The sequence below is a fragment of the Clostridium porci genome (assembly GCF_009696375.1).
GTDB lineage: Bacteria > Bacillota > Clostridia > Lachnospirales > Lachnospiraceae > Enterocloster > Enterocloster porci.
Genome location: NZ_VUMD01000001.1, coordinates 367,426 through 394,419 on the forward strand (window position 1 = coordinate 367,426; position 26,994 = coordinate 394,419).

Here is a 26,994-nt window from a genome sequence, read left to right on the forward strand (position 1 = left end):
CAGAGGGAATGGATCGTGCAGGGGAATTTTAATCCAGCTTCTTTAAATTACAGGAGGGAGCTGCGATTAAGGAGTAATTGGTATGGTAGATCACGAATCCAGGAGCTCCTCCTGCAACCCGTTTGATGTTTTTTCTCTGAATATAGTCGATCTCCACCTTGTCATTATCCCGGCCCTTGGAATAGTAAGCTGCCAGGGCTCCCGCCTCCTCAAAAAGCCGATCCGGAAGGCTCTTTTGGTCCTGCGTTTTAACGATCACATGGGAGCCGGGGATTCCCTTAGCGTGGAACCACCAGTCATTTCCAGAGGCTATCTTAAAGGTGAGTTCATCGTTTTGGTAATTATTTTTTCCTACATAGATGTGATAACCATCAGAGGACAGATAGTGGAAGGGGCGGCTGGTTATATTTGGCTTCTTATCCCCAGCGCGCCGTTTTTTGATATAGCCGTACTCCATCATTTCCTCTTTTATCTGTATCAGGTCGTTTTCTGCCAGCGCAATATCCAGAGCAGAGCTGATGGACTCCAAATGCTCTATCTCTGATTTGGTTTCCTGGATCAGATCAACCAGAGCCTCATAGGTCCGTTTCAGCTTATTGTATTTATTAAAATGCTTTTTGGCATTGTCTGTGGCAGAGAGCTGCGGATCCAGAGGGATGGTAATTTCCTTTCCGGTATAGTAGTTGAGGCATTGGAAGGATGTCTCGCCTCCTTTTAGCTCATAACCGTAGGTGTTTAAAAGCTCGCCGTATATGCGGTATTTTTCCCTTTTATCCGTATCTTTAAGCTGTTTTTGCTGAAGGTCATATTTTTTATAGTTTCTCTCCAGAGCTGTCTGGACAATCCTTCTGAGATCAGAGGATTTCTGACGGATTCTTGTTACTGTATCCCGCATGAAATAGTACTGCTCCAAAAGTGCGCTGATGGAGGACTGAGGCTGGGCGTGGCAGCCGCCTCCTTCGTAGCAGGTGAGAGGTACAGACGCGTATTCCACAGGCCCAGCATGATCGTAAATGATCACAGGAGAGAAATGACCTAGCGCCACGTCCTCCATCATTCTGGACAGGGTATGATAGAGGTGGGTTATTTCAGGCTCGGTGAGCTGGCTGGCTGGAAGCTGGGAATCAATGGAAGCCAGGTGGCAGAGCTCCTCAGCAATGATGGGACTGATGCCTGTAAGATGATTGTACAGGGCTTTCTGTACGGGCATAGGGGACACTGCTATCATTTGCCGGAAGACCTCTTCCGAGACAGTAAGAGGATTTTCCTTGGCAGCTGTTCGGGGGATGAAATAATCTCTTCCCGGAAGCACTTCCCGGACGGAACTCACATGGGAAGGAACGTGCTTAATGCTGTCAATGATGACGCCGTTTGATTTGCAGAATATAATATTGCTGTGTTTGCCCATAATTTCCACAATCAGCTTTTTGCGGCACAGATCCCCCAGCTCGTCCAGATGCTCCAGCTCAAATTCAATGATGCGTTCCAAACCTGGCTGGCTCACTGAAAGGAGCCTCGCGCTGCCAATGTGCTTTCTCAGCAGCATACAAAAGTTTGGGGCTGTCATAGGGCTGGGTTTTTGCTTCTCTGTGAGATAGATCAGAGGCAGGCTTGCGCTGGCTGACATCTGAAGCCTGTAAGTTTCCTTTTTATTTTTAATGGTAATGAGCAGCTCGTCTTTTTCCGGCTGCGCAATTTTAGAAATGCGCCCGCCTTCTAAGGTTTCTCGAAACTCATGTACCAGGTTTGCTATGGTAATTCCGTCAAATGCCATTTTTTTCACTCCCATCAGGTGGATTTTGCAGCAGAGCCGCAGCAGTATTAGAATACCATAAGTTTCGGAAATAGGAAAGGGCAAATGGTTGACTTGGCCTTTCAGATGAATTATAATACTATCTAACTATGGATACGAAAGAGAGGCATTCCTTATGTTAAAAAGCATGACTGGTTTCGGCAGGTGCGAGAACGTTACGGACGAGTATAAGCTTTCTGTCGAGATGAAGGCCGTAAATCACAGATACCTGGATTTAAATATTAAGATGCCTAAAAGGTTTAATTATTTTGAAACATCCATCAGAACGCTTCTTAAGAAATACATCCAGAGAGGAAAGGTCGATCTGTTTATAAACTACGAGGATTATACGGAGAGCAACCTGTGCCTGAAATATAATCAGGCTCTGGCTGCCGAATATATGGGATACTTTGAAAGGATGGCGGAGGAATTTAACATACAGAATGATGTGAAGGTGTCGGCTCTGGCCAAGTTTCCTGAAGTTTTGACCATGGAGCAGACGCCGGACGACGAGGAGCATTTATGGGAGATACTTTCCTGCGCTTTGGAGGAGGCTGCTGTGAAGCTGGTGGAATCCAGGGAGCTGGAAGGAGAGAACTTGAAGAAGGATCTTCTTGGAAAACTGGATTATATGACGGAGCTAGTGGATTTTGTAGAAGCGCGTTCCCCACAGATCCTTGCAGAGTACCGCGCCAGGCTGGAGGATAAGGTGAAGGAGCTGCTGGAAGGCACTGCCATCGACGAGAGCCGGATTGCCGCAGAGGTCACTTTGTATGCAGATAAGGTCTGCGTGGACGAGGAAACGGTCCGCTTAAAAAGCCATATTGAAAATACCAGAAGGGAGCTTATGAGCGGCGAGTGCGTAGGACGCAAGCTGGATTTTATCGCTCAGGAGATGAACCGGGAGGCGAATACTATCCTTTCCAAGGCATCAGATTTGTCTGTCTCCCATAAGGCCATTGCCCTTAAGACGGAGATCGAAAAGGTCAGAGAGCAAATACAAAATATCGAGTAGATCACAAATACCGGAGTATTGAAAAATCAGGGAGAGAAATATGAACCAGCAGGGAATTTTAGTGGTTGTATCGGGATTTTCCGGGGCAGGCAAGGGGACGCTTATGAAGGAGCTGCTTCGGCGGTATGATAATTACGCATTGTCGGTGTCTGCTACCACACGGCAGCCACGAGAAGGGGAAATAGGAGGGAAGGATTATTTCTTCGTTACAAGGGAACAATTTCAGCAGATGATAGAAGAAAAGAGGCTGGTAGAGTATGCCCAATATGTAAATCACTATTACGGTACGCCCAGAGCGTATGTGGAGCAGAGAATGAAAGAAGGAAAAGACGTGATTCTGGAGATTGAGGTTCAGGGTGCGTTGAAGGTAAAGAAGCGATTTCCTGATGCCCTTCTTATTTTTGTCACGCCTCCTGACGCTCAGGAGCTGCGCCGCCGTCTGGTGGGCCGGGGGACGGAAACCATTGAGGTCATTAACGCCAGACTCCGCCGGGCGGCAGAGGAGGCTTCCGGCATGGAGGCATATGATTATCTGCTGATCAATGATGAAATTGACACCTGTGTAGAGCAGATGCATCAGTTAATTCAGCTTCAGCATAATAAGACTGGCTATCATCTGGAGTTTTTAAGCCGGATGCGGGAGGAGCTTTGCCATCTGGATGACAGATAGAAGGCGGAAGGTATAGGATGAATTCAAATAAATAATCATTTTGAAAGGGGAATATAAAATGTTGCATCCATCATACACAGATTTAATTGAGGCAGTTAACAGCGATATTGAGCCGGGAGAGCAGCCGGTGGTACAGAGCCGTTATTCCATTGTAATTGCAGCCTCCAGACGTGCACGGCAGATTATCAGCGGAGAGGGCCCTATGGTATCACAGCTTGCAGGCAAAAAGCCTTTATCCATTGCCATTGACGAGCTGTATCATCAGAAGGTGAAAATCCTTCCGGAGGAAGAAATGACGGAAGAGGAAGAAGAGAACGCTTAAAGCCATCGTAAGCCGTCTCCTGCAAAGGCAGAGATGGCTTATGTTCTTTGGAGCCCTTTGAAACATACAGTAATAGATTCAGGAGTTGATAAGATATTATGGAAAAGCTCAAATTATTTTGCGTTTCCTTAGGATGTGATAAAAATTTGGTGGATACGGAAAAAATGCTGGGACTGCTTAACAGCAGGGGACTTATGTATACAGATGATGAGTCAGAGGCGGATGTAATCCTGGTTAATACCTGCTGCTTTATCGGGGACGCAAAGGAAGAAAGCATCAATACCATACTTGAGATGGCCCGTTATAAGACGGAGGGAGTCTGCAAGGTTCTGATTGTAGCGGGGTGTCTGGCTCAGCGTTATAAGCAGGAGATTTTGGATGAGATCGGAGAGGTGGACGCTATTATCGGCACAACCTCCTACCAGGAGATAGCCCAGGTACTGGATAAGGCTCTCAAAGGAACCGGAGACAGCCGTATTTCCTGCTTCAGCGATCTGAGCCGTCTGCCTGAGGGGGATGAGAGGCGGGTGGTGACTACCGGAGGCCACTATGCGTTTTTAAAGATTGCAGAGGGCTGTAATAAGCGGTGCACCTACTGCATTATTCCTTCCTTACGGGGGCCATACCGGAGCGTTCCAATGGAGCGGCTCATAAAGGAGGCAAAGGAGCTGGCGGAGTCTGGTGCAAAGGAGCTTATTCTTGTGGCCCAGGAGACGACTCTTTACGGTACGGATCTCTATGGAGAAAAATCCCTTCCAAAGCTGCTGAGGGAGCTGGCAAAGGTTCCGGGGATTTATTGGATACGGATTCAGTACTGCTATCCTGAGGAAATTACAGATGAGCTTATAGAAACCATCCGAACAGAGGATAAGGTTTGCAATTATCTGGATATCCCCATTCAGCATGCCAGCGACAGGATTCTTAGACGCATGGGAAGAAAGACCCACAAGGAGGAGCTTAAGGAACGCATAAGAAAGCTACGGGAGGCGATCCCTGATATTGCTCTCAGGACGACCCTCATATCCGGCTTCCCTGGCGAAACAAAGACAGATCACGAGGAGCTGATGGAGTTTGTTAATGAGATGGAATTTGAGCGCCTGGGAGTGTTTGCCTATTCAGCTGAGGAGGATACACCGGCTTTTTCTTATCCGGATCAGGTTCCTCAGATGATAAAGGAGGAGCGCAGGGATGAGCTTATGGAGCTTCAGCAGGATATTGCCTTTGAGCATTGTGAAAATATGGTTGGGCGTATCCTGACTGTAATGATTGAGGGAAAGGTAGCGGATGAACCCGCCTATGTGGGAAGGACCTATATGGACGCGCCCAATGTGGACGGCCTTATATTTGTAAATGGGGATGTGGAGCTGATGTCCGGCGACTTTGTACGGGTTAAGGTGACAGGAGCTGCTGAGTATGATTTGATAGGAGAGGTGTACGATGAATCTGCCTAATAAACTGACCATTGCAAGAGTGGTATTAATTCCGTTTTTTGTCGCTGCTCTTTTATATGACGGAGGCGGAAGCAAGACCATGCGGATTGTGGCGGATATACTTTTTATATTAGCCAGCCTTACGGATTTGCTTGATGGTAAGCTTGCCCGCAGATATAATCTTGTCACGAATTTCGGCAAATTTATGGATCCTCTGGCCGATAAGCTGTTGGTTTGTTCTGCGCTGATCTGTCTGGTTGAGCTGGGACAGGCGCCTGCCTGGATGGTGATTGTGATTATCAGCCGTGAGTTTATAATCAGCGGCTTTCGCCTGGTTGCCGCAGACAACGGCGTGGTGATAGCAGCCAGCTACTGGGGAAAATTCAAAACCACCTTTCAGATGATTGCGGTGGCGCTTTTGATTGCGAATTTTCCAGCATTGAGCCTGGCGGCAGATATTACCCTTTGGGCAGCCCTGGCGCTGACTCTCATTTCATTGGCAGATTACATCGCAAAAAATTATAGGATACTAACTGAGGGAGGCATGTAGAATGACGGCAGAACTGATTTCTGTAGGCACGGAGCTTTTAATGGGGAATATTGTAAACGGAAACGCGCAGTTTTTGGCAGAGCAATGTGCGGCCCTGGGCTTTGGCATGTATTATCAGGTGACAGTAGGGGATAATTACGGTCGTATGAAAGCGGTGATTGAGACGGCTTTGGAACGTTCCGATATTGTGATTCTTACAGGGGGGCTGGGGCCTACGGAGGATGATTTGACGAAAGAGGTATGCGCGGAAGCCATGGGTATGAAGCTGGTGGAGGATACTCATACCAGAGAACATCTGAAAAGCTTTTTTGAGAATAACATTTATAAGGAAATACCGGAGAACAATTGGAAGATGGCGGTGGTGCCAGAGGGGGCTTTTGTGCTGGACAATGGAAACGGCATGGCGCCAGGACTGATTTTGGAGAAGGAAGGTAAGACTGCCATTCTGCTTCCGGGACCTCCGGGAGAGCTTTACCCTATGTTTCGCCAACAGGTGCTGCCTTATCTTCAGAAACGCCAGCAGCAGGCGCTGGTGTCCAGAATGGTGAAGATATGTGGTTATGGGGAGAGCCAGGTGGAGGATATGCTTCTGGATTTAATTGACAAACAGACAAATCCCACCATTGCAACCTATGCGAAAACAGCTCAGGTGGATCTCCGCCTTACGGCAAGGGGGGAGGACGAGAAGGAGGCGGAGGCTCTGATTGCCCCGGTGCTCCATGAGATCATGAAGCGTTTGGGAAATGCCGTCTTTACAACCGACGAGTATGTGACGCTGGAGATGGCAGTGGTAGAGCTTCTGAAGAAGAAAGGACTCACTATTTCTACGGCTGAGTCCTGCACCGGCGGTATGACGGCGGCGAAGCTGGTTAATGTCCCTGGCGCCTCCAATGTATTTATGGAGGGTGTGGTCACTTACTCAAACGAGGCTAAGATGCGCCTTCTTGGGGTTAGGCAGGAAACCTTAGAGACCTTTGGAGCGGTGAGTCGTGAAACAGCTCAGGAGATGGCCGAGGGAGGCGTAAAAATGAGCGGCTCCGATATTTGCGTGGCCATTACGGGACTTGCCGGGCCGGGAGGCGGAACGGATAAGAAGCCTGTGGGATTGGTGTTTATGGCGTGCTGCCTTAAAGGAAGGACGGAGATACGAGAGTATCATTTTAAAGGAAACAGAGATAAGATACGAGAGCAGTCTATGATGAAAGCCCTGGATCTGGTTCGTCTGTGTGTGTTGGAGCACAGCTGACCTTTAGCAGTTTTGTAGGACGCAGGAAGAAGGCGGAGGCTAGGCCTGTACTGCAAATAGCCTGGACTGCATCCGGATCTTAAAGGGCGGCTGGAAGTATAGCTTTAAGGACAGGGAGAGAACGTATGCGCTGGTGGAAGCATCTATACATGGGCGAGCATGCCGGGGAAAAACGAGCGGAGGTTCTTCGGGGAATCCGTGAAAAACGGATGATGCCCGATACCTATGTGATTACACTCCCTGAGAGTGGGAATCATATACTTGATATCCGTCCTGTCCTTCTTTTCACTAAGGAGGAGCGGGAAGGACAGGGGCCCCTGATTCTGGGCGTGGCCTCAGGGATGGAGGAAGCCAGGGAGCTGGTGCGTATCATGGTGGATGATATGTACAAAAAGACAGGTGAATTTGACTGGAATGGCTACATGAGGTATCTTGAATGATGCATATTGTACTTCTGATATTGAAAATAACCGGCATTATCCTGCTGGCGCTTCTGGGGCTCCTGCTGCTTCTGGGGCTGACCCTGCTGCTGGTACCTCTTCGCTATCATGTAAGTGGAGAATGGATGGGGGAGGCAAAGGCTCAGGCCAGGGTTCACTGGTTTCTCCGCCTTCTGTCCTTTCGTGCGGTTTATGACCAGAAGAGCGGACTTTTGATGAAACTTCGCGTATTTGGCATCCCTGTGTGGAGCTCTGATAAGGAGGAACCGGTAAAGGAAGCAGGGGACAGCATAGAACACCTGATGGATGACGGGGGGGATTCTCTGACACAGAATTTGGAGCGGGAGGAGCAGAGATACCGGAAATCAGCCAAGAAAGTGCAGGAGATGGATGAGGCTTTTGAAAAGAAGTCTTCAGATGGATGCAAAAGAGGCGCTAGGAAAGCTTTGAAAAATCTTTTATTTTCTTTTCGTCGAATCTATGATAAGCTAAAGGGAGGCTGTCAGTTTATCCAGGAACAAAGAGAGTGGCTGGAAAATGAAAAGAATCAGGCTTCTCTGCGCTTCCTGTGGAAGCAGGCAGGCCGTGCTCTGGCTCATTTGAGGCCCATTAAGGGCCAGGGAACCATCAGCTTCGGATTTGAGGACCCCTATACTACAGGCCGTGTTCTTCAGGGAGTCAGTTTGATTTACCCCTTCTGCCACAGGCAGCTGTCCATTCAGCCCGTATTTGATGAGAAGATATTGGAGGGGGAGGGAAGCTTCACGGGGAGAGTCAGGCTGGGCTTTCTTTTGTGGCTGGCAGTTCAGATTTATTTTGACAGACATACGAGGAAGCTGATACAAAGCTTTATAAAATAAAAGAAAAGAGGCACATACTATGGCAGAGAACCAATTTACATCTACAATAGATACGTTATTTAAGGGGATGGATCACTTTGTCACAACTAAAACAGTAGTAGGAGAGCCGGTGCATGTAGGAGAAACTATTATTGTTCCTCTTATTGACGTAACCTGCGGAATGGCAGCCGGAGCATTTGCGGAGGGCGGCAAGCAAAAGCAGAAGGGTGGGGGAGGCATGAGCGCTAAGATGAGCCCAAGCGCAGTTTTGGTGATACAGAACGGAGTCACTAAGCTGGTTAATGTAAAGAATCAGGACGCGATTACTAAAGCTATCGATATGGCGCCTGATTTTATCAACAAATTTCTGGGAGGAAAGCCGGCGGTATCAGAGGAGGCAGTGCAGGCAGCCAAGGATACGGCAGCCGCTTATGACAGGGGAAAGACGGAGCACATGGATGTTAAATAGCCTTTAAAGAGCGGCGCCGCAGGCAGCTTCGGCGAATGAATGGTAATGAAAGCCGCATTTCTGCATATGATAGAGTATAGCTTGTTGCAGAATGGGGGAGATAATTAGGATATGAGAAGAATATGCGGGCTTATGCTGTTTTGCTTTGGCTTCGGCATGGCGGTGCTTTTGTTTATTCCTGAAACAATCTTTACCTTCCTGTTCATTATCGGCTGCTTAGTATTTGGGTATAATTTGTTCTGTTGTTGATATAACGGATTGGGAAGGAGTTTCATCAGGGCTCAAGAAGCCGGATTATTAAATTGAAAAATCACAAAGAGAAGGCATTGCCAACTGATAATCAGGGCAATGCCTTCTTAAGGAACCAATGTGCTGTTTCGCTACGCTCTTTCTACAAGGCCGGAACGTAAGCAGGAAGTACATACGTACATCTTCCGGCTTCCTCCGTTTACTTTAACCTTAACGGACTTTACATTCGCTTTCCACATCTTGTTGGATCTTCTATGGGAATGGCTCACTTTATTGCCAAAATGAGCTGCCTTTTCACAGATTGCACACTTAGCCATACTATTGCACCTCCTTAACACGTTACTTGGATTTTTATGCTAACAAAATCCACAACAAATGTATGATACCAGAAAGCGATAAAATTTGCAAGCAAAAAAGCAAAATTTTATTTCTTTTTTTCAGAAAATAGTGTATACTGTTTTCATGTATGAAGATTGGAGGCATATGCATGAAGGGACGAATCAGCAATAAGATGGGTGAAATCCAGATTAACCCGGATGTGATTGCTTTATATGCAGGAACCATCGCGGTGGAGTGCTTTGGTATTGTCGGCATGGCGGCAGTGAGCATGAAAGACGGGCTGGTTAAGCTTTTGAAGAGAGAAAGTCTGACTCATGGCATTAATGTGGATATTATTGACAACAAAATATCCATTGATTTTCATGTAATCGTATCCTATGGTGTCAGTATATCCGCAGTATCTGATAACCTAATCGAAAGCGTGAAATACAAGGTGGAAGAATTCACCGGAATAGAGGTTGAGAAGATCAACATCTATGTGGAAGGTGTAAGAGTGATTGATTAGGAGGAGCTTACCTGTGGGTATGAATACAATTAACGCCGGGATGGTAAAAAATGCATTTCTGGCAGGAGCTAAGGCCCTGGAGGCCAAGAAGGACTGGATTAATGAACTCAACGTATTCCCTGTACCGGATGGAGATACAGGAACGAATATGACATTGACAATCATGGCTGCGGCTAGGGAAGTGGCAGAGCTTGAGGCGCCTACTATGGCAGAGCTGGCAAGAGCTATTTCATCCGGGTCCCTGAGGGGGGCAAGGGGAAATTCCGGAGTCATCCTGTCACAGCTTCTTAGAGGCTTTACAAAGGAGATTAAGGGGAATGACGTGCTAACCACTACCATACTTGCCAATGCGATGGTCAGAGGCACGGAGACGGCCTACAAGGCTGTTATGAAGCCAAAGGAGGGTACGATCCTGACTGTAGCCAAGGGGATGGCGGATAAAGCATTGGAGATGGCCTCACGTACCGATGATATTGAGGTGTTTGCGGCAGAGGTCGTCCGGCATGGAGATTATGTGCTGAACCAAACGCCGGAGATGCTTCCTGTATTAAAGCAGGCAGGGGTTGTGGATTCTGGCGGCCAGGGACTGATGCAGGTGATAAAAGGAGCTTTTGATAGCCTTACAGGCAAAGTCGGAGTTGTTTCTGTGGAAGGGCTATCTGAATCGGGAGGGGGTTCTAGGAGCATCGCAGGGGCGTCGAGGACGGATATTGATACAGCAGATATAAAGTTCGGGTATTGTACGGAGTTTATTATCAATTTAGACCAGAAATTTTCAGAGGAAAAGGAGCGGGAATTTAAGGCGTATCTGGAATCTATCGGTGATTCTCTGGTAGTGGTATCGGATGATGAGCTGGTAAAGGTGCATGTCCATACGAACCATCCGGGCCTGGCCTTCGAGAAGGCTTTGACATTTGGCTCCTTATCCCGTATGAAGGTTGACAACATGAGAGAGGAGCATCAGGAACGTGTGATTCAGGATGCCCAGCGGATTGCCAGGGAGCAGGCTGATAAGAAAGCTCTTTTAGAGACTTCAGAACAGTCTCCTAAGCGCAAGGATTACGGGTTTATTGCGGTTTCCAGCGGAGAGGGATTAAGCGACATATTTACAGGAATCGGCGCTGACTATCTGATCGAGGGAGGTCAGACGATGAATCCCAGCACAGAGGATATGCTAAAAGCCATTGACAAGGTGAACGCAGACAATATTTTTATCCTTCCCAACAATAAGAATATTATCATGGCCGCACAGCAGGCCGGGGATTTGACAGAGGACAAACATATTATCGTGATTCCTTCCAGAACCATTCCCCAGGGAATTACGGCTCTGATAAATTTCATGCCTGATTTGTCGCCGGAGGATAATTTGGAAAACATGAAGTCTGAGATGGGGAATGTAAAAACGGTTCAGGTCACATATGCTGTGAGAACCACGAATATAGATGGCATTGATATAGAAGAGGGGGATATCATGGCTATCGGAGATCAGGGGATTCTGGCGGTTGGAAAGGAGACGGAGGACACGGCTCTTGAGGCTTTGAAGTCTATGCTGGATGGCGGCTCAGAGTTGATAACGGTTTATTATGGCAGCGGCGTAACGGATGATGAAGCCCAGGCTTTGGCAAGTAAGGCAAAGCAGTTGTTCCCTGATAAGGAGATTGAGCTTCAGTACGGCGGCCAGCCTATATATTACTATCTCATTTCCGCGGAATGAATAACATCAGGTAATTGAGAAACTCATTGAGGTTTGATTATTAAATATATTTTTTGCTATTTCAACGATTACAAAGTTGGCTGGATAAATGAATGAAAGGAGAGAAACAAATATGGATCAAGAAATGATGAACCGTTCTTATGAAGTTCAAGTAGAGGGGGATTCTCTGGAGCGTTACACAGCTAAGACCTTTGGCTGGATGTTTATGGGGCTCTTGGTGACCTTTGCAGTTGCAGTGGGAGGGTATGTTACAGGAGCTATATTTTATCTGAATTATATTCCCTATTGGTATTATGCTCTGGTAATTGCAGAGCTTGGAGTCGTGGTGTTCCTGTCTGCAAGAATAGAAAAGATGTCTGTAGGCATGGCTAGGATCATGTTCTTTCTGTATGCAGTGTTAAATGGAATTTTTTTCTCTGCCTATCTGTATATTTTTGATATGACCATTCTTTGGATGGTATTCGGTGTTACCTCCGTATTTTTCGGAATTATGGCGGCAGTGGGCTGGTTTGGGAATATTAATTTTGCCAGGCTGCGTCCCTTTCTGATGGGAGGTCTGGTATTCCTGTTCTTCTTTTGGATTTTTTCAATGTTTATTGACCTGAGCGCCTTTGAAACCGCCGTGTGCGCAGTTGGAATTTTCGTATTTCTGCTTCTTACTGCCTATGATGTTAAGAAGATTCAGGCATATCACATGTATTACGGCCAGATGCCAGAGATGGCAGCCAGGGCATCCATCTTTTCCGCTTTGCAGCTGTATCTGGACTTCATTAACCTGTTTCTGTATATTTTAAGAATTTTGGGTAAGAAGAAATCATAGTTACTGTTAGTTGGCACAGGCAGGAGCGGGGAATAAAAGTCATCCTGCTTCCTCTATGGAATCCGTCCGCAGGCGCTCAAAGAGAGTTAATTAAATAGCTTTATCCACTCTCCATATCCCCGTTCCTCCATATGATCGTAGGGGATAAATTCCAGAGAGGCGCTGTTGATGCAGTATCTGACTCCATTAGGGCTTTCTGGTTCACCATAGAAAATATGTCCTAAATGAGAGTCCCCCGACCTGCTTTTTACCTCGGTTCGATTCATGCCGTGGGAGCTGTCCTCTTTAAAAATAACACTCTTATAACTGATTGGGGCAAAAAAGCTGGGCCATCCACAGCTGCTTTTGTATTTATCTAAGGAAGAAAACAGAGGCTCTCCGGTGACAATATCTACATAGATGCCCTTTTCATAAAAATCCCAGTATTCTCCGGTAAAGGCTCGCTCTGTATCTCCCTTTTGTGTGACGTTATACTGCAAATCCGTAAGCTTATCCCGAAGCGTTTGGGCACCGGGCTTTGCGTACCCAATGGGTTTTGTGCCAATTACCTCGTTTATTTTCTCAAATGCAGACTGGGCGATATGGCAGTACCCGCCAGGATTTTTAATCAGATAGTCCTGGTGGTATTCCTCTGCCGTAAAATAGCTCGTAAGCGGTTCTATTTCCACTGCGAATTTATGGTGCTTTTTCTTTTCCTTCTCTGCAAAAGCTTTTACAATCCTTCCTGAGCCTTCGTCTGGATAATATATTCCTGTTTGATACTGATCGCCGGTATCGTTTCCCTGCTGCTTTTCGACTGTTGGGTCAATGACGTAGAAGAAAGCCGTCAGCAGCTGCTCCAGCGAAACCTGCCAAGGCTCGTAAACCACACGGACCGTCTCACGGTAGCCGGTATCGCCGAAAACCACAGAGTTATAATCTGGAACAATATCCTTCTTGCCGTTGGCATAGCCGCTTTCCACATACAAGACTCCGCTTATCGACTGATAAAGCTTTTCCATTCCCCAGAAGCAGCCGCCTGCAAAATAGATTTCCTGCGCTCTCTCCGGCAGTATATAAGTCTGCTTTAAAACCATGTTTTCATCCTCCTTTTCAGTGCCGGCAGACTGCTGATTCACTTGGCTGCCTGTGGTAAAGAACCCAATTCAGCCAGAAAAAGCAGTTTACCAAAGGTTTTGATACGAATAATTTCCTTATATTCAGGAATCCGGCAGTACAAAAACTCCAGAGCAATCTTGAAGCCCTGCTGCATTACTGTATTATATCACATGAAAGGAAGCTGATAAAGTGATATAGAAAGAAAATCAAGCTTGCTAGCAATCGCAATATTGTCTATAATTGGATAATGAGATACGGCTATCAGTGGAAGATAAACGGCACATAGGAATCGGATGCTTCTGAGCGCTTAAAAGATGCTCAGAGAATTTGTATGTATGAAACTGTAACCGGATGCCTGAAAGGGAGAATGGAGGGCATTCTGGTTCCAAAAGGAGTTTGAAAGCATGTTAAACGGACAGCCCTTGAATACATTAAAAGGAATTGGCGAAAAGACGGGCAAGCTGTTTGAAAGATTGGGAATTCTAACAGTGGGAGAGCTTCTGGCCTATTATCCCAGAGCCTATGATACTTATGAAGCTCCGGTGGCTATCGGACAGCTAAAGGAACAGACCGTTATGGCGGTGGAGGCAGCGCTTAAAAGCCCACCGGAGCTTCTTCGTCTGAACCATAAGCAGATTGTCTCAGTCCGCCATAAGGATCTGACAGGCTCATTGCAGATCTCCTGGTATAACATGCCTTACATGCGGACGAACCTGAAGTCAGGAGAACTATATATCTTCCGGGGGCGGGTGGTGAGAAAGCGGGGGCGTCTGATTATGGAACAGCCACAGGTATTTACGCCTGAGGACTACAAGGCATTGGTAAATTCCATGCAGCCTATTTATGGGCAGACTAGGGGCCTTGCTAACAAGACGATCGTAAAGGCCCAAATTCAGGCCCTGGAGGTTCGTCAGATGGAGCGGGAATACATGCCGGCTGAGCTGAGGCGCAGATATGAGCTGGCGGAAATTAATTATGCAATCCGGCATATCCATTTTCCGGCAGATAAGGCAGAGCTGCTTTTTGCGAGAAAAAGACTGGTATTTGACGAGTTTTTTATGTTTCTTGTGGGAGTGCGCAGGCTCAGGGAGCAGAGAGCGGACAGAAGCTCTCCCTATTTTATAAAGCGCAGAATGGAGACAGACGCCATAAAAGCAGCGCTTCCCTACAGCCTTACAGCCGCTCAGGAGCGAGCGCTGGAGGAGATATACCAGGATATGGAAAAGGGACTGGTTATGAACCGGCTGATACAGGGAGATGTTGGTTCAGGAAAGACTATAATTGCCATTCTGGCCCTGCTTCAGGCTGCGTATAATGGGTATCAGGGGGCATTGATGGCGCCCACAGAGGTGCTGGCAAGACAGCATTATGAGTCTATCACTGCATTGTTTGAGGAGCAGAGAATTGAAAAAAAAGCTGTGCTGGTAACTGGTTCCATGACAGCAAGAGAGAAACGGCTTGCCTATGAAGCCATTGCCAGCCATGAGGCCGATATTATCATCGGAACCCATGCCTTGATACAAGAAAAGGTTGTCTATGATAAGCTGGCTCTGGTGATCACCGATGAACAGCACCGGTTTGGAGTAGGCCAGAGGGAACTTCTAAGCAGCAAGGGACACACTCCCCATGTAATGGTTATGAGCGCTACTCCTATTCCAAGAACGCTGGCCATTATCCTGTATGGCGATCTGGACATCTCAGTCATAGACGAACTTCCCGCAGGACGCCAGGTGATTCGAAACTGCGTGGTGGACACAAGCTACCGGCCCAAAGCCTACGCATTTATTCAAAAGCAGGTGGAGGAGGGCCATCAGGCCTATATTATCTGTCCTATGGTAGAGAAAAATGAGATGATCGAGGCGGAAAATGTCCTAGATTACACAAGAATGCTGAAAAAGGAGCTGCCTTCCTCCATCACAGTGGAATACCTTCACGGCAAGATGAGGGGAAAGGAAAAGAACGCAATCATGGAACGTTTCGCGGCAGGAGACATTCAGGTTCTTGTATCCACTACGGTAATTGAGGTGGGGGTAAATGTACCCAATGCTACCGTAATGATGATTGAGAATGCCGAGCGTTTCGGACTTGCCCAGCTCCATCAGCTCCGGGGGCGGGTAGGCAGGGGCAGGGCACAGTCCTATTGCATCATGGTAAACTGCTCTCAGGATCAGGGCACAGAAGAACGTCTGGATATTCTGAACCGATCCAACGACGGTTTTTATATTGCTTCTGAGGATCTGAAGCTGAGAGGACCGGGGGATATTTTCGGAATGAGGCAGAGCGGGGATATGGAATTTAAGCTGGCGGATATTTTTACAGACGCAAATATCCTTAAAACGGTTTCGGAGGAAGTAAACCGTTTGCTGGAGGAGGACCCGGAATTAGAAAAAGAGGAGCACAGGGAGCTGAAACGCAGGATTGAGGAGTATTTGGTATCAGAGGTATATCTGTAATCGCTGCAAATATGCATGGAAGCGAAACTATTTGTTTATGAAGGGAGAACAAACTATGAATGAAACATTAAAAACCATCCTTACAAGAAGAAGCACAAGAAAATTTTTAAACAAGCCTATCCCAGAGGAGGAGCTGCGCCAGATAATCCAGGCGGCCCTTCACGCGCCCAGCGGAATGGGCAGGCAGACCTGGCAGTTTACTCTGGTTAAGAACCGGGAGAAGATTCAAGCTTTGGCTGCAGTCATTGAAAAAACGCTGAGAAGAACCGGCTATGATATGTACCAGCCGGAAGCGGTTCTGATACCTTCTAATGACAGGGAGAGTCCTTACGGCAGGGAGGATGATGCCTGCGCTATGGAAAATATCCTTTTGGCCGCTCATTCCATGGGGATTGGCTCGGTATGGATCAACCAGCTTCAGGGCATCTGCGATGACCCTGCCGTCCGGGATCTGCTGACATCCTTTGGCATACCTGAAAACCATGTGGTTTACGGCATGGCCGCATTGGGCTATGCAGATGACCAAAAAGAGGAGAAAGAAAGAATTGGGAAGGTAGTAATTGTAGAATAATAGAGGCATATCTTGTTTATAGAACAAATGAAAATCCCCAGGCTGTGTTAATACATAGACCGGGGATTTTCTGCTGGTTTGGCAATAAAATCAGCGTACTTCTGAAATTACTTCAGAGTCTGACCTTTATTTACCTGCCATCTGACGCTCCTGAGCCTCGATCATCTTCTTAACCATATATCCGCCTACAGAACCGTTCTGAGCAGAAGTCAGATTACCGTTGTATCCGTTGGTTAAGGGTACTCCAAGCTCATTTGCAACTTCCATTTTAAATCTGTCCATTGCTTCTCTTGCTTCTGGTACATTTGTTTTGTTAGAATTGTTAGACATAATAAAACGCCTCCTTGTGATATATTTGCCGCGAAGCAATTAGAAATCCGCGGCTTGTTTTTTGCTACAATCCTATTATGTGAGAATTAAAAAAATAATACACTAGAAGGTTTTGTGTTTTTTGTCAAATATTAGGATGTGAAATTATTTCATTTTTATCAAAGAAGAAACATCCTGGCAGGTAGGTTTTTGAGAAAAAGAAGGAAGTTGATTTAAGAAATAATTAAAACAATTTGTGTAAACATATGGTATACTAACCGAAGTATGCCTATATTATCCACAGTTCCATAAACAAAAAACTTCACTGGGCCTGATGCTTTGTGGTATACCAATGGATAGGAAGCTCCCGGAAGGAAGCCCTAGCCGGATATATAGTATTATGCGGTCAGATATGATACCGCGCTGGCTTGATGACACGTGAAGGCGGATTAAAAAACAGCTATCGTATTGTAAGGATTGAAGTGAATTTTACATAGATATGATTATACGCAGGAGGTAAATTTATGGATTACAGAATGTTAGGCGATACGCTTCCGGCAGTGGAGGTAAGGCTTCAGCCGGGAGAGGCTATGTACACACAGTCCGGGGGTATGGCATGGATGAGCGAGGGACTTACCCTGGATTCTAATGTAAAGGGAGGCCTGATGAAGGGCTTTGGAAGAATGTTTACAGGTGAGTCGCTGTTTATGGCAACCTACACAGCTTCTAAGCCTAACTGCGTGATTGCCTTTGCTTCTACTGTTCCTGGGAAGATCCTTCCGGTGGATGTGTCGAAAATGCAGTTAATATGCCAGAAGGGGGCATTCCTTTGCGCCCAGTCTACCGTAGAGCTAACCACGCTTTTTACAAAAAAGCTTTCTGCCGGCTTTTTCGGTGGAGAAGGTTTTATTCTTCAGAAAATTGGCGGAAGCGGCTTGGCCTTTCTGGAGGTGGACGGGGATGTGATAGAAAAAAATCTTGCTCCGGGTGAGGTTATAAAGGTAGATACGGGAAATATTTTTGCTTTTGAGCCAAGTGTCTCCTATGAGATAGAAACGATTAAGGGAATTAAAAATATGCTGTTTGGTGGAGAGGGATTGTTTCTCACGAAACTTACAGGTCCTGGTAAAATTTATATGCAGACCATGAATATTGCAGAGTTTACAGGAAGAATCGCTCAGGGAATTCCTTCCTCCAAATAGCGGGGGAGGGGAAAAGAGAGGAAAAACCTGAAAAAGTCCTTGTATATCTGTGCCTTTCATATTATACTTGTCTGGAATGAGAATTGCTGTAACCACACAGCCATAATACAGGAGCTATAAATGAGAGTAATTGCGGGCAGCGCCAGAAGGCTGCTTTTAAAGACTGTGGAGGGAATGGATACAAGACCTACCACCGATAGAACGAAGGAAACACTGTTTAATATGCTTCAGCCCCGGATTGGGGACTGCAAGTTTTTAGACCTCTATTCCGGAAGCGGGGCTATTGGAATAGAGGCTTTAAGCCGTGGCGCCAGCCTGGCTGTGATGATAGAGGACGCGCCTAAGGCCGTTGCCTGCATCAGGGAGAATCTGGAGCGGACAAGGCTGGAGAATCGGGCGATGGTTATGAATTGCGACGTAATTGCAGGGCTCAGAAAGCTGGAAGGGAAAAAATACCAGTTTGATCTCGTTTTTATGGACCCTCCCTACAATCATGGGGATGAACGTATGGCACTGGACTATCTGGCATGCTCAACCCTGATTACAGAGGATACGATGATTGTGATAGAGGCTTCAAAGGAAACAGATTTTCAGTGGCTGGAAGACTCCGGCTACCATTTGATCAAAAGCAAGGAATATAAAAACAACAAGCATGTATTTGTAGGCAGGGGAGAATAAATGAAGACAGCCATATATCCGGGGAGCTTTGACCCCGTTACCTTAGGGCATTACGATATTATTGAACGGACAGCGAAAATGTTCGGCCGGGTAATTATCGGTGTATTGAATAATAAGATGAAATCACCATTGTTTTCTGCTCAAGAACGTGTTAATATGTTAAAAGAGGTGACTGCTAACCTTCCAAATGTGGAGGTTCAGTCCTTTGACGGGTTATTAATCGATTTTGTGCGCCAGAACAGCGGCGGAATTATTGTCAGAGGCCTGCGGGCTATTACAGATTTTGAATACGAGCTTCAGATGGCACAGACCAACCGGGTCATGGCCCCTGAGGTTGATACCATATTTTTGACTACGAATTTGAAATATTCCTATTTAAGCTCCAGTATCGTGAAAGAAATTGCGGAGAATAAGGGAAATATCAGTGAATTCCTGCATCCATCCGTTGCAGAAATGGTTCAGGCTAAATTTAGAGGCCAGGCTTAAATAACCGGGGTAAATCAGGATAAGGAGAAGATGCCATATGATGAGTAGAATCGAGCAGTTAATCAGTGAGATCGAAGAATATATAGATAGTTGTAAGTTTCAGGCATTGTCTAACAGCAAAATTATTGTAAATAAAGAAGAGATCGAAGAGTTGCTTGTGGAGCTGCGCCTTAGAATTCCTGACGAGATTAAAAAATATCAGAAAATTATCAGCCAGCAGGACACGATCCTCAGCGAGGCCCAGGCCCAGGCAGACGCCATGCTGGAGGATGCTAAAAAGCAGGCAGATTCCATGGTAGCCCAGGCTAGCGAGCAGACTACGGAGATGATTAATGAGCACGAGATTATGCAGCATGCCTATGCTCATGCCAATGAGGTAATGGAACAGGCCAATATGCAGGCGCAGGCTATGATTGACAGCGCGGTTAACGACGCCAACGATATTCGCCAAAGCGCCATTCAGTATACGGATGATATGCTGAACAGCCTTCAGACGATTATCACCCACTCTATGGAAGGGGCCAGGGGACGCTTTGACTCGTTTATGGCGTCTATGCAATCCAGCTATGATATTGTCTCCTCCAACAGAAATGAGCTGTCAGGCGGAATTGTCAGAAGTGGCGAGCAGGAGCCATCGAAGGGAACGGATAGCGGGGCGGAGCTTATGTAGCAAAGCCTTAACACTGCGTAAGACAGCATATCAGGCTTTCAGGCACATGAATACATAGAACAAGATACAGGACAGCGCGCTATGAAGCAGCTTCCAAAATATATAGTGCCGGATGGACAGTCCGGCATTTTTTAATACGCTTTTTGTCTGGAAGATGCCGGAGAAGCCTCCAAAGGCAGCAGAACCGATCACAAGAAGTGCGCCTGTCTGACCGGAAGAACTTTGGACAATGGCCTGTATTCCTGTAGTAATCTCAACTGCTCCCAAAAGGGCGGGACGTATCAATGGCGGCAGGGGAAGGGGAAAAACCGTTAGGTAAAGAGCCAGAATAGAAAAAAGCATGATATAGCCTCCTATTTTTGTCATGGTTTCAAAGGAGCTCATCATATGCTCATCGAAGGAAAAGGATGAACTGGAATATAGCTGATTCCCGGCTTCTGGATCATCCAATCTTTTATAGTGATAGCAGGCTCTGGCTAAAATAGAAATTGGAAGAATTGGAAGATAAAGTGAGGCGGCTGTGATCCACAGAGAGCAGGCTTTTCCCACATCTGGAATCAAGGATATCTGGCTCATTATATAGCCCAGAACAAACATGGGGCTTGGGTGATTTGCGATGGCAAGGAGGTAGCGGCCTTCCTCCGGGGAAATACGTCTGCTGTCCAGAAAATCACTGGCATTTTTAGCTCCCATTGGATAGCCGCAGAGAAGTCCGCTCATAAGCACATAGCTGCCCTGATCCGACAGTTTGAGAAGTCCTGACAGAATCGGCTTAAAGGGGCCTGTGAGAATGCAGATGGCATCCATAGCTACGATAACGCCGGAGCATATCATAAAGGGCAGAAGGGTTGGCAGGACGATATTTCCCCAAAGAATCAGACCTTGTCTAGCTCCCTCAAGGGCTAACTGGGGATTAAACAGAAGCATAAGCAGACAGAGGACAGACAGGGTTCCAAGAATGGATTTTTTCATAGACACCTGAATACAATCATTTATATACAATATATTGCAGAGGATGATGTGCTATGCCTTTGGTTCTTATCCTGATTTTAGCTGTGTTCCAGTATTCTATCACCAATTATCTGGTTATGAATCCTGATTATTACCAGCTTGGGCCTTATACCTGGGAGAGCGGCGAATTCCGGGCAATGAAGCTGGGTGATGGGATTGGCAAATGGGAAAGTCTGGATTTTGACAAGCTTACTACCCTGATGATTGAGCATGATTATGACCTGACCAAGGCGGAGGATATAAGGTACAGCAACCGTCTCCTGCTTGCTGCAAGACCGGCAGATTACAGGAAGCTGAAAAATGCTTATGAGACAGTAATGGGGGATTTGGTTTATTTTCCGGTTCCCGCTTCTTCTAACAGGGATACTCCCAAGGTGGTGTTTGAGAATGGATGGATGGAGGGGAGAAGCTACGTGAAGGACAGTCAGAAAACAGAGGAAAAAGGTCAGGGCGAACGAAAGCATGAGGGGTGCGATATTATGGGAGATAAGCTGCCGAGAGGCTCGTATCCGGTGGTCAGTATTAGCGATGGGACGGTGGAGCGGGTTGGTTGGCTGGAGATGGGGGGATGGCGCATTGGAATACGGACAAGGAGAGGCGCTTATGTGTATTATGCTCATTTGTATAATTATGCCAGAGAATGGAAGGAGGGGGACAGGGTAAAGGCGGGGGAGCTTCTGGGCTATATGGGAGATACAGGGTATGGAAAGACAGAAGGTACTACAGGTAATTTTGATGTCCATTTACACCTTGGAATTTACATAAGGACGGATCATTTTGAGGAAATGAGCGTAAACCCTTATTGGATACTCCGATATCTGGAAAAGAGGAAGCTGGTGTTTTCGTATTAGAGGCTGCGGGGAAGGAGAAGGAGATCTTAAAATTATCATGTGATTTCCTGCTTCCACTGCATGGGGAATTATGATATACTTGGAACACCTGGCGAAGCCTTAGAGTCAGGTAAGGACAGTGGGATCCTATGATGCTAAACCCGGCAGTAGTTTTATGGACAGGTATCCATTTGTCATGGCCATTGAGTTGCTGGCATCAAAATGTACGCTTAGGATAGAGGCAGGGACTCTGGAGTCAGGCCGCTAAGGGTGTAATGATACGAACGGACGAGGTAATTTGTATGATGGATATAAACCAGCTTCCGGCAGCGTTTCTGGCAGAGATGAAAACGCTTCTGGGAGTGGAGTATGATAGATATATCGATAGCTTTCGGGAGGAGTGGAAACCGGGGCTTCGGGTGAATACGCTGAAACTCCAGCCGGAGAGGCTTAAAGAAATGGTTCCCTGGAAGCTGGAGCCGGTAGCCTGGACTGAGAAGGGATTTTATTATGATGAGGGGGCAGAGCCTAAGCCGTCTAAGCATCCCTTTTATTATGGGGGGCTTTATTATCTTCAGGAGCCAAGCGCTATGGCTCCGGCGGCAATGCTGCCAGTAACTCCGGGAGATAAGGTGCTGGATTTGTGTGGGGCGCCGGGGGGAAAGAGTACAGAGCTGGCCTCAAAGCTTCAGGGGGAGGGACTGCTGGTAGCGAATGACATCAGCTATTCCAGAGCAAGAGCCTTGCTTAAGAATCTGGAGCTGGCAGGCGCTGCCAATATCTGCGTCACCAGTGAGAGCCCGGAGCAGCTGGCCCAGGTGTGGCCGGAGTTTTTTGATAAAATATTGGTGGATGCACCCTGCTCAGGAGAAGGAATGTTCCGGCGGGAGGATTCTATGGTAAGGGACTGGGAAGAGAGGGGGCCAGCCTATTATGGTCCTTTGCAGCGGAAGATTATGGAAGCAGCGGTAGGGATGCTTAAACCAGGGGGGCTTCTGCTTTACTCTACCTGTACCTTTTCACGGTATGAGAATGAAGAGACGGTTCTGTCTGTTCTGGAGAAGCATCCTGAGATTGAGCTGGTAAAGCTGGACTTGTCTAAGGCTCCGGGCTCCTGTGACGGAGCGGGGCTTTCCGGGTGTATGAGACTGTTTCCCCACCGCCTAAAGGGAGAGGGACATTTTCTGGCTCTTTTACGAAAGGGAAAAGGGGGAAGCTCTCCTGCCGATGGTAGTAAAAAAGAGGTGTCACAAAGAAAACTCTCAGCAGGAATTCCGGGCAAAGACATGTATTCCAAAACAGGTGAAGGGCAGAAGAATTTGCAGAATTTCCTATCTGATATACGAATGGAGCTGGATATGAGCCGGGTGGTGATTCATCAGGAGCAGATCTATTATCTGCCTCAGGGATTGGAACGGAATCTTCCCCTTCGGTTTCTGCGCACAGGACTTTTGATGGGAGCGCTTAAGAAAGGGCGGTTTGAACCCTCCCAGGCTCTTGCTATGGCCTTAAAGGCAGATCAGTATTCAAATGTTCTGCGTTTGAAGGAAGGAGACCAACGGATTCTGCGGTATTTAAAGGGGGAGACTCTTTCGCTTGCAAAGGAGGAGAGGCCTCTCACGGGCTGGAGCCTGGTTATGATGGATGAATTTCCTCTGGGATGGTGTAAGGGAATGGGTATGAGCCTTAAGAATAAATATTATTCAGGCTGGAGATGGCAATAAGAGACAGGAGAGTGAAAAATGGCAGAAAAGGGAAGGAGCAAGGCTTTTGCAATGCGCCTTGACAAATTTCTGGCGGAAATGGGACAGGGCAGCCGCAGCCAGGTGAAGGAGCTGATTCAAAAGGGGCATGTCCAGGTAAATGGCCGGGTGGTAAAATCTCCAGAGGGGAAGGTGAATCCGGAGTTTGACAGGATCTGTTTGGACGGAGAGGCGGTTGCCTATGCCGGAATGGAGTATTATATGCTGAATAAGCCTCAGGGTGTTGTGTCCGCGACAGAGGATGAAAGATACACTACCGTAGTTCAGTTGATTGATACGGCGCTCCGCAAGGATCTGTTTCCTGTGGGGCGGTTGGATATTGATACAGAGGGCCTTCTTCTGATTACGAATGACGGAGCTTTAACGCATCGTCTTCTATCACCGAAAAAGCATGTAGATAAAGTTTACAGAGTCCGGTTTCAGGGAGAAATGCCGTCTGATGCACAGCAGAAGTTTGAGGAGGGCATGTTCCTGGAGGACGGCACAAGGACGCTGCCGGCCCATTTAAGGATTCTTGGCCGGTATGAGGCGGAGGTGACGCTCCATGAGGGGAAATTTCATCAGGTAAAGCGGATGTTTCAGGCTCTGGGCTGCCAGGTAGTTTATCTTAAGCGTCTGTCTATGGGGCCGCTTACGTTGGATGAGAATTTGGCTCCTGGACAGTACCGGCCTTTAAGCGAGACAGAGCTTCAGGCGTTACAGAAGGGTGAGTCAGGAAAATAAACGAATCTCCTGAAAAAACACATAACAATCAATCGTCTTAAGTAAAGGGAGTTCTATAAAAAAGAGGGATTTGGAGAAAATGAGATTAAATCATAAAAAAGCGGTAATATTTGACCTGGATGGAACGCTGGTGGATTCCATGTGGATGTGGAGAGCCATTGATGTGGAGTATCTGGCCAGATTTGGCGTGGAATGCCCGGAGAATTTACAGAAGGAAATCGAAGGGATGAGCTTTACGGAAACAGCGGCTTATTTTAAGATTCGGTTTAAGCTGGAGGCTTCTCTGGATGAGATCAAGGAAGACTGGGTCCAGATGGCCCTTGGAAAGTATCAAAAGGAAGTACCCCTAAAGCCTGGCGCCAGAGCATTTTTAGATTATATTGAAGATCATGGAATGGCGGCGGGGATCGCGACCAGCAACGGCAGGGCGATGGTAGACGCGGTTCTGGATTCTCTGGACATACGCCGGTACTTCCAGGTGGTAGCTACAGCCTGTGAGGTAGCTGCCGGAAAGCCTGCGCCTGATATTTATCTGAATGTGGCAGGCAGGCTTCAGGTAGATCCGCAGGACTGCGTGGTATTTGAGGATGTCCCGGCAGGTATTCAGGCAGGAAAAAGGGCGGGAATGACTGTGTTTGCTGTGGAGGATGCCTTTTCACTGGACATGAAGGAGGAAAAGAAGCAGCTGGCAGATTACTATATCAGAGATTATTTTGAATTACTAAATGGAGCAGCAGGATGAAGCATGATTATTTACCTATGAACCGGAGTGATATGAGCATCCGGGGGTGGAAGCAATGTGATTTTGTTTATATCTCCGGGGACGCCTATGTGGATCATCCATCCTTTGGTACTGCCATTATCTCCCGGATGCTGGAGGCTCATGGCTATAGGGTGGGTATTATCGCCCAGCCGGACTGGAAAGACCCGAAAAGCATTCAGGTACTGGGCCGTCCCAGGCTGGGATTTCTGGTTTCAGCGGGGAATATGGATTCTATGGTGAACCATTATTCTGTTTCTAAAAAGCGCAGAAAGGAGGATTCCTATACGCCGGGAGGCGTAATGGGAAAACGTCCCGATTACGCGGTTGTGGTTTACTGCAACCTGATTCGATCCGTTTATAAGGATGTTCCTGTGATTGCAGGAGGGATAGAGGCCAGCCTGCGGCGTTTGGCTCATTACGATTATTGGTCTGATCGGCTGAAGCGTTCCATTCTTCTGGACGCTCAGGCGGATTTGATCTCCTATGGAATGGGAGAGCGATCCATTGTGGAAATTGCTGACGCCCTTAAAAGGGGAATTAATGTAAAGGACATTACATTTATCGACGGAACCGTTTATAAAACAAAAAGCCTGGAGGCTGTCCATGATTATAAGCTTCTGCCGGATTTTCGGGAGCTTCAGGCAGACAAAAGGAGCTATGCAGCGAGCTTTTACGTCCAGTACAGCAATACAGATCCATTTACCGGAAAGCGTCTGGTAGAGCCATATGGGGAGCGGATTTATGTGGTGCAGAATCCGCCCGCAAAGCCTCTGAGTCAGGAGGAGATGGATCGGGTTTACAATCTGCCCTATATGAGAAACTACCATCCTTCTTATGAAGATCTGGGAGGGGTGCCGGCCATACGGGAGATTAAGTTCAGCTTAATCAGCAATCGGGGGTGTTTTGGAGCCTGCAGCTTTTGTGCTCTGACCTTTCATCAGGGAAGAATTATTCAGACAAGAAGCCATGAATCCTTGATAGAAGAAGCAACAGGCTTGACAAAGGACCCAGATTTCAAAGGCTATATTCATGACGTGGGAGGGCCAACGGCAGATTTCCGGTTTCCGGCCTGTGAAAAGCAGATGACAAAGGGCGCCTGTCCCAATAAGCAGTGCCTGTTTCCTGAGCCCTGTAAAAACCTGAAGGCGGATCATTCCGATTATATTGCTCTGTTAAGGAAACTGAGAGCAATTCCCAGGGTGAAAAAGGTATTTATCCGTTCCGGTATCCGGTTTGATTATGTGCTGGCTGACGCAAGCAGGACATTTCTTAAGGAGCTATGCCAGCACCATATCAGCGGACAGCTGAAGGTAGCGCCGGAGCATGTGGCGAACAAGGTTCTGACCCGGATGGGCAAGCCAAAGAACCAGGTTTACCAACAGTTTGTACGTGCCTATAAGGAGATGAATAACCGTCTGGGGAAGGAGCAGTACCTTGTACCCTATCTGATGTCCTCCCATCCTGGTTCCTCTATGAAGGAGGCGGTGGAGCTGGCCGAATATCTCAGGGATCTGGGCTATATGCCGGAGCAGGTTCAAGATTTCTATCCTACGCCTTCTACGATTTCCACCTGCATGTATTATACAGGATACGACTGCCGCACGATGGAACAGGTTTACGTTCCTGTTAGCCCTCATGAGAAGGCGATGCAGAGAGCTCTGATCCAGTACCGCAGCCCGAAGAATTATGATCTGGTGGCAGAGGCTCTGAAACTTGCAGGACGGATGGATTTGATTGGATATGATAGAAAGTGCCTGATACGTCCCAGGGGAAACCGTCAGGGAGGAGCTAAACAAAATGAAGCATTGGGGCATGGCATGAAGGCTCCGGCCGATAGGCGCGGCACAAAGAGGCCAGGAGGCACTCATGGCTTTAAGATCTCAAAACCGGAGATCGATACAGGGAAAAGGGCCGGAGGAGGCGGGACGGCAGCCAGGAGCCGAATTGGAAAAAGTGGCTCCCCATCCCCGGCAGCCACATCCACCCGTCCCAAAAACACCATCCGTAATGTTCACAAAAAGAAGGGGTGAATTTTAA

General features: G+C 47.2%; 29 protein-coding genes. 24 read left to right on the forward strand and 5 right to left on the reverse strand.

The features are described 5' to 3' along the window. Window positions 1-28 precede the first annotated feature (28 nt). Window positions 29-1,774 carry an Rqc2 family fibronectin-binding protein gene (locus FYJ39_RS01640; protein WP_154470719.1) on the reverse strand — a complete coding sequence of 582 codons (1,746 nt, stop codon included), beginning with the start codon at window positions 1,772-1,774 and terminating at the stop codon, window positions 29-31. A 154-nt stretch (window positions 1,775-1,928) separates the two neighbouring features. Here FYJ39_RS01640 and FYJ39_RS01645 point away from each other — a divergent pair, with 154 nt between their 5' ends. From FYJ39_RS01645 to FYJ39_RS20405, 10 genes are all read left to right on the forward strand, one after another. Further along, the gene (locus FYJ39_RS01645; protein WP_154470720.1) at window positions 1,929-2,807 is read left to right on the forward strand and encodes a YicC/YloC family endoribonuclease; all 879 of its coding nucleotides are present in this window, start codon (window positions 1,929-1,931) and stop codon (window positions 2,805-2,807) included. 40 nt (window positions 2,808-2,847) lie between these two features. Further along, a complete protein-coding gene (gene gmk, locus FYJ39_RS01650; RefSeq protein WP_154470721.1) occupies window positions 2,848-3,477 on the forward strand; it encodes a guanylate kinase in 630 nt (209 codons plus the stop codon). 58 nt (window positions 3,478-3,535) lie between these two features. Next, a complete protein-coding gene (gene rpoZ, locus FYJ39_RS01655; protein WP_154470722.1) occupies window positions 3,536-3,799 on the forward strand; it encodes a DNA-directed RNA polymerase subunit omega in 264 nt (87 codons plus the stop codon). Window positions 3,800-3,897: 98 nt separating this feature from the next. Further along, window positions 3,898-5,250, forward strand: a complete 1,353-nt coding sequence (gene rimO, locus FYJ39_RS01660) for a 30S ribosomal protein S12 methylthiotransferase RimO (RefSeq protein ID WP_154470723.1) — start codon at window positions 3,898-3,900, stop codon at window positions 5,248-5,250. Beyond that, window positions 5,237-5,779 carry a CDP-diacylglycerol--glycerol-3-phosphate 3-phosphatidyltransferase gene (pgsA, locus tag FYJ39_RS01665; protein ID WP_154470724.1) on the forward strand — a complete coding sequence of 181 codons (543 nt, stop codon included), beginning with the start codon at window positions 5,237-5,239 and terminating at the stop codon, window positions 5,777-5,779. The genes rimO and pgsA overlap by 14 nt, the downstream gene beginning before the upstream one ends. Before the next feature lies 1 nt (window position 5,780). After that, a complete protein-coding gene (locus FYJ39_RS01670) occupies window positions 5,781-7,025 on the forward strand; it encodes a competence/damage-inducible protein A (protein ID WP_154470725.1) in 1,245 nt (414 codons plus the stop codon). 125 nt (window positions 7,026-7,150) lie between these two features. Next, window positions 7,151-7,465 (forward strand): hypothetical protein, encoded by a 315-nt coding sequence (locus FYJ39_RS01675; protein ID WP_353847279.1) that lies wholly within the window; start codon window positions 7,151-7,153, stop codon window positions 7,463-7,465. After that, a complete protein-coding gene (locus FYJ39_RS01680; protein ID WP_154470726.1) occupies window positions 7,462-8,325 on the forward strand; it encodes a DUF2953 domain-containing protein in 864 nt (287 codons plus the stop codon). Before FYJ39_RS01675 ends, FYJ39_RS01680 begins: the two co-directional genes overlap by 4 nt. A 19-nt stretch (window positions 8,326-8,344) precedes the next feature. Further along, entirely contained in the window at window positions 8,345-8,773 is a 429-nt protein-coding gene (locus FYJ39_RS01685) for a GerW family sporulation protein (protein ID WP_154470727.1), read from the forward strand. Between the two features lie 111 nt (window positions 8,774-8,884). Continuing rightward, the gene (locus tag FYJ39_RS20405) at window positions 8,885-9,022 is read left to right on the forward strand and encodes a hypothetical protein (protein ID WP_195840351.1); all 138 of its coding nucleotides are present in this window, start codon (window positions 8,885-8,887) and stop codon (window positions 9,020-9,022) included. 131 nt (window positions 9,023-9,153) lie between these two features. Here the strand turns inward: FYJ39_RS20405 and rpmB are convergent, their stop codons facing one another. Beyond that, complete coding sequence (gene rpmB, locus FYJ39_RS01690; protein WP_154470728.1) at window positions 9,154-9,339, reverse strand: 50S ribosomal protein L28; 186 nt, start codon at window positions 9,337-9,339, stop codon at window positions 9,154-9,156. 170 nt (window positions 9,340-9,509) lie between these two features. Between rpmB and FYJ39_RS01695 the strand changes: the two genes are divergently transcribed. The 3 genes from FYJ39_RS01695 to FYJ39_RS01705 all read left to right on the forward strand — a co-directional run bounded on the left by FYJ39_RS01695 (window position 9,510) and on the right by FYJ39_RS01705 (window position 12,400). Then, the gene (locus FYJ39_RS01695; protein ID WP_154470729.1) at window positions 9,510-9,866 is read left to right on the forward strand and encodes an Asp23/Gls24 family envelope stress response protein; all 357 of its coding nucleotides are present in this window, start codon (window positions 9,510-9,512) and stop codon (window positions 9,864-9,866) included. A gap of 13 nt (window positions 9,867-9,879) precedes the next feature. Then, complete coding sequence (locus FYJ39_RS01700; protein ID WP_287847507.1) at window positions 9,880-11,580, forward strand: DAK2 domain-containing protein; 1,701 nt, start codon at window positions 9,880-9,882, stop codon at window positions 11,578-11,580. A gap of 112 nt (window positions 11,581-11,692) precedes the next feature. After that, on the forward strand, window positions 11,693-12,400 hold the full coding sequence (locus FYJ39_RS01705) for a Bax inhibitor-1/YccA family protein (RefSeq protein ID WP_154470730.1): 708 nt from the start codon (window positions 11,693-11,695) through the stop codon (window positions 12,398-12,400). Between the two features lie 86 nt (window positions 12,401-12,486). On the opposite strand, the gene msrB is transcribed toward FYJ39_RS01705, so the two are convergent. Further along, a complete protein-coding gene (msrB, locus tag FYJ39_RS01710; protein ID WP_154470731.1) occupies window positions 12,487-13,476 on the reverse strand; it encodes a peptide-methionine (R)-S-oxide reductase MsrB in 990 nt (329 codons plus the stop codon). A gap of 426 nt (window positions 13,477-13,902) precedes the next feature. Here msrB and recG point away from each other — a divergent pair, with 426 nt between their 5' ends. Together recG and FYJ39_RS01720 are read left to right on the forward strand one after the other, a co-directional pair. Further along, complete coding sequence (recG, locus tag FYJ39_RS01715; RefSeq protein ID WP_154470732.1) at window positions 13,903-15,951, forward strand: ATP-dependent DNA helicase RecG; 2,049 nt, start codon at window positions 13,903-13,905, stop codon at window positions 15,949-15,951. Window positions 15,952-16,006: 55 nt separating this feature from the next. Next, on the forward strand, window positions 16,007-16,522 hold the full coding sequence (locus tag FYJ39_RS01720; RefSeq protein ID WP_154470733.1) for a nitroreductase family protein: 516 nt from the start codon (window positions 16,007-16,009) through the stop codon (window positions 16,520-16,522). Between the two features lie 126 nt (window positions 16,523-16,648). Here the strand turns inward: FYJ39_RS01720 and FYJ39_RS01725 are convergent, their stop codons facing one another. Beyond that, entirely contained in the window at window positions 16,649-16,852 is a 204-nt protein-coding gene (locus FYJ39_RS01725; protein WP_054346044.1) for an alpha/beta-type small acid-soluble spore protein, read from the reverse strand. A gap of 503 nt (window positions 16,853-17,355) precedes the next feature. On the opposite strand from FYJ39_RS01725, the gene FYJ39_RS01730 reads away from it, so the two are divergent. From FYJ39_RS01730 to FYJ39_RS01745, 4 genes are all read left to right on the forward strand, one after another. Next, window positions 17,356-18,033 carry a TIGR00266 family protein gene (locus FYJ39_RS01730; protein ID WP_154470734.1) on the forward strand — a complete coding sequence of 226 codons (678 nt, stop codon included), beginning with the start codon at window positions 17,356-17,358 and terminating at the stop codon, window positions 18,031-18,033. Window positions 18,034-18,153: 120 nt separating this feature from the next. Continuing rightward, window positions 18,154-18,711 carry a 16S rRNA (guanine(966)-N(2))-methyltransferase RsmD gene (gene rsmD / locus FYJ39_RS01735; RefSeq protein ID WP_154470735.1) on the forward strand — a complete coding sequence of 186 codons (558 nt, stop codon included), beginning with the start codon at window positions 18,154-18,156 and terminating at the stop codon, window positions 18,709-18,711. After that, entirely contained in the window at window positions 18,712-19,197 is a 486-nt protein-coding gene (gene coaD / locus FYJ39_RS01740) for a pantetheine-phosphate adenylyltransferase (protein ID WP_154470736.1), read from the forward strand. Window positions 19,198-19,234: 37 nt separating this feature from the next. Next, on the forward strand, window positions 19,235-19,867 hold the full coding sequence (locus FYJ39_RS01745; RefSeq protein WP_154470737.1) for an ATP synthase subunit B family protein: 633 nt from the start codon (window positions 19,235-19,237) through the stop codon (window positions 19,865-19,867). A 30-nt stretch (window positions 19,868-19,897) separates the two neighbouring features. Here the strand turns inward: FYJ39_RS01745 and FYJ39_RS01750 are convergent, their stop codons facing one another. After that, window positions 19,898-20,839, reverse strand: a complete 942-nt coding sequence (locus FYJ39_RS01750; RefSeq protein ID WP_154470738.1) for a nucleoside recognition protein — start codon at window positions 20,837-20,839, stop codon at window positions 19,898-19,900. A gap of 53 nt (window positions 20,840-20,892) precedes the next feature. Between FYJ39_RS01750 and FYJ39_RS01755 the strand changes: the two genes are divergently transcribed. From FYJ39_RS01755 to FYJ39_RS01775, 5 genes are all read left to right on the forward strand, one after another. Beyond that, entirely contained in the window at window positions 20,893-21,729 is an 837-nt protein-coding gene (locus FYJ39_RS01755) for a M23 family metallopeptidase (RefSeq protein ID WP_154470739.1), read from the forward strand. Window positions 21,730-22,010: 281 nt separating this feature from the next. Then, a complete protein-coding gene (locus FYJ39_RS01760; RefSeq protein ID WP_154470740.1) occupies window positions 22,011-23,432 on the forward strand; it encodes an RsmF rRNA methyltransferase first C-terminal domain-containing protein in 1,422 nt (473 codons plus the stop codon). A gap of 18 nt (window positions 23,433-23,450) precedes the next feature. After that, complete coding sequence (locus tag FYJ39_RS01765) at window positions 23,451-24,194, forward strand: pseudouridine synthase (RefSeq protein ID WP_154470741.1); 744 nt, start codon at window positions 23,451-23,453, stop codon at window positions 24,192-24,194. 79 nt (window positions 24,195-24,273) lie between these two features. Beyond that, a complete protein-coding gene (locus tag FYJ39_RS01770) occupies window positions 24,274-24,936 on the forward strand; it encodes an HAD family hydrolase (protein WP_154470742.1) in 663 nt (220 codons plus the stop codon). After that, entirely contained in the window at window positions 24,933-26,987 is a 2,055-nt protein-coding gene (locus FYJ39_RS01775) for a YgiQ family radical SAM protein (RefSeq protein ID WP_154470743.1), read from the forward strand. The genes FYJ39_RS01770 and FYJ39_RS01775 overlap by 4 nt, the downstream gene beginning before the upstream one ends. Window positions 26,988-26,994 lie beyond the last annotated feature (7 nt).

What these genes read in the sequence shown, in the direction of transcription:
- FYJ39_RS01640 (WP_154470719.1), bottom strand. Translation starts at nt 1,774, where the DNA reads ATGGCATTTGACGGAATTACCATAGCAAACCTGGTACATGAGTTTCGA.
- FYJ39_RS01645 (WP_154470720.1), top strand. Translation starts at nt 1,929, where the DNA reads ATGTTAAAAAGCATGACTGGTTTCGGCAGGTGCGAGAACGTTACGGAC.
- gmk (WP_154470721.1), top strand. Translation starts at nt 2,848, where the DNA reads ATGAACCAGCAGGGAATTTTAGTGGTTGTATCGGGATTTTCCGGGGCA.
- rpoZ (WP_154470722.1), top strand. Translation starts at nt 3,536, where the DNA reads ATGTTGCATCCATCATACACAGATTTAATTGAGGCAGTTAACAGCGAT.
- rimO (WP_154470723.1), top strand. Translation starts at nt 3,898, where the DNA reads ATGGAAAAGCTCAAATTATTTTGCGTTTCCTTAGGATGTGATAAAAAT.
- pgsA (WP_154470724.1), top strand. Translation starts at nt 5,237, where the DNA reads ATGAATCTGCCTAATAAACTGACCATTGCAAGAGTGGTATTAATTCCG.
- FYJ39_RS01670 (WP_154470725.1), top strand. Translation starts at nt 5,781, where the DNA reads ATGACGGCAGAACTGATTTCTGTAGGCACGGAGCTTTTAATGGGGAAT.
- FYJ39_RS01675 (WP_353847279.1), top strand. Translation starts at nt 7,151, where the DNA reads ATGCGCTGGTGGAAGCATCTATACATGGGCGAGCATGCCGGGGAAAAA.
- FYJ39_RS01680 (WP_154470726.1), top strand. Translation starts at nt 7,462, where the DNA reads ATGATGCATATTGTACTTCTGATATTGAAAATAACCGGCATTATCCTG.
- FYJ39_RS01685 (WP_154470727.1), top strand. Translation starts at nt 8,345, where the DNA reads ATGGCAGAGAACCAATTTACATCTACAATAGATACGTTATTTAAGGGG.
- FYJ39_RS20405 (WP_195840351.1), top strand. Translation starts at nt 8,885, where the DNA reads ATGAGAAGAATATGCGGGCTTATGCTGTTTTGCTTTGGCTTCGGCATG.
- rpmB (WP_154470728.1), bottom strand. Translation starts at nt 9,339, where the DNA reads ATGGCTAAGTGTGCAATCTGTGAAAAGGCAGCTCATTTTGGCAATAAA.
- FYJ39_RS01695 (WP_154470729.1), top strand. Translation starts at nt 9,510, where the DNA reads ATGAAGGGACGAATCAGCAATAAGATGGGTGAAATCCAGATTAACCCG.
- FYJ39_RS01705 (WP_154470730.1), top strand. Translation starts at nt 11,693, where the DNA reads ATGGATCAAGAAATGATGAACCGTTCTTATGAAGTTCAAGTAGAGGGG.
- msrB (WP_154470731.1), bottom strand. Translation starts at nt 13,476, where the DNA reads ATGGTTTTAAAGCAGACTTATATACTGCCGGAGAGAGCGCAGGAAATC.
- recG (WP_154470732.1), top strand. Translation starts at nt 13,903, where the DNA reads ATGTTAAACGGACAGCCCTTGAATACATTAAAAGGAATTGGCGAAAAG.
- FYJ39_RS01720 (WP_154470733.1), top strand. Translation starts at nt 16,007, where the DNA reads ATGAATGAAACATTAAAAACCATCCTTACAAGAAGAAGCACAAGAAAA.
- FYJ39_RS01725 (WP_054346044.1), bottom strand. Translation starts at nt 16,852, where the DNA reads ATGTCTAACAATTCTAACAAAACAAATGTACCAGAAGCAAGAGAAGCA.
- FYJ39_RS01730 (WP_154470734.1), top strand. Translation starts at nt 17,356, where the DNA reads ATGGATTACAGAATGTTAGGCGATACGCTTCCGGCAGTGGAGGTAAGG.
- rsmD (WP_154470735.1), top strand. Translation starts at nt 18,154, where the DNA reads ATGAGAGTAATTGCGGGCAGCGCCAGAAGGCTGCTTTTAAAGACTGTG.
- coaD (WP_154470736.1), top strand. Translation starts at nt 18,712, where the DNA reads ATGAAGACAGCCATATATCCGGGGAGCTTTGACCCCGTTACCTTAGGG.
- FYJ39_RS01745 (WP_154470737.1), top strand. Translation starts at nt 19,235, where the DNA reads ATGATGAGTAGAATCGAGCAGTTAATCAGTGAGATCGAAGAATATATA.
- FYJ39_RS01750 (WP_154470738.1), bottom strand. Translation starts at nt 20,839, where the DNA reads ATGAAAAAATCCATTCTTGGAACCCTGTCTGTCCTCTGTCTGCTTATG.
- FYJ39_RS01755 (WP_154470739.1), top strand. Translation starts at nt 20,893, where the DNA reads ATGCCTTTGGTTCTTATCCTGATTTTAGCTGTGTTCCAGTATTCTATC.
- FYJ39_RS01760 (WP_154470740.1), top strand. Translation starts at nt 22,011, where the DNA reads ATGATGGATATAAACCAGCTTCCGGCAGCGTTTCTGGCAGAGATGAAA.
- FYJ39_RS01765 (WP_154470741.1), top strand. Translation starts at nt 23,451, where the DNA reads ATGGCAGAAAAGGGAAGGAGCAAGGCTTTTGCAATGCGCCTTGACAAA.
- FYJ39_RS01770 (WP_154470742.1), top strand. Translation starts at nt 24,274, where the DNA reads ATGAGATTAAATCATAAAAAAGCGGTAATATTTGACCTGGATGGAACG.
- FYJ39_RS01775 (WP_154470743.1), top strand. Translation starts at nt 24,933, where the DNA reads ATGAAGCATGATTATTTACCTATGAACCGGAGTGATATGAGCATCCGG.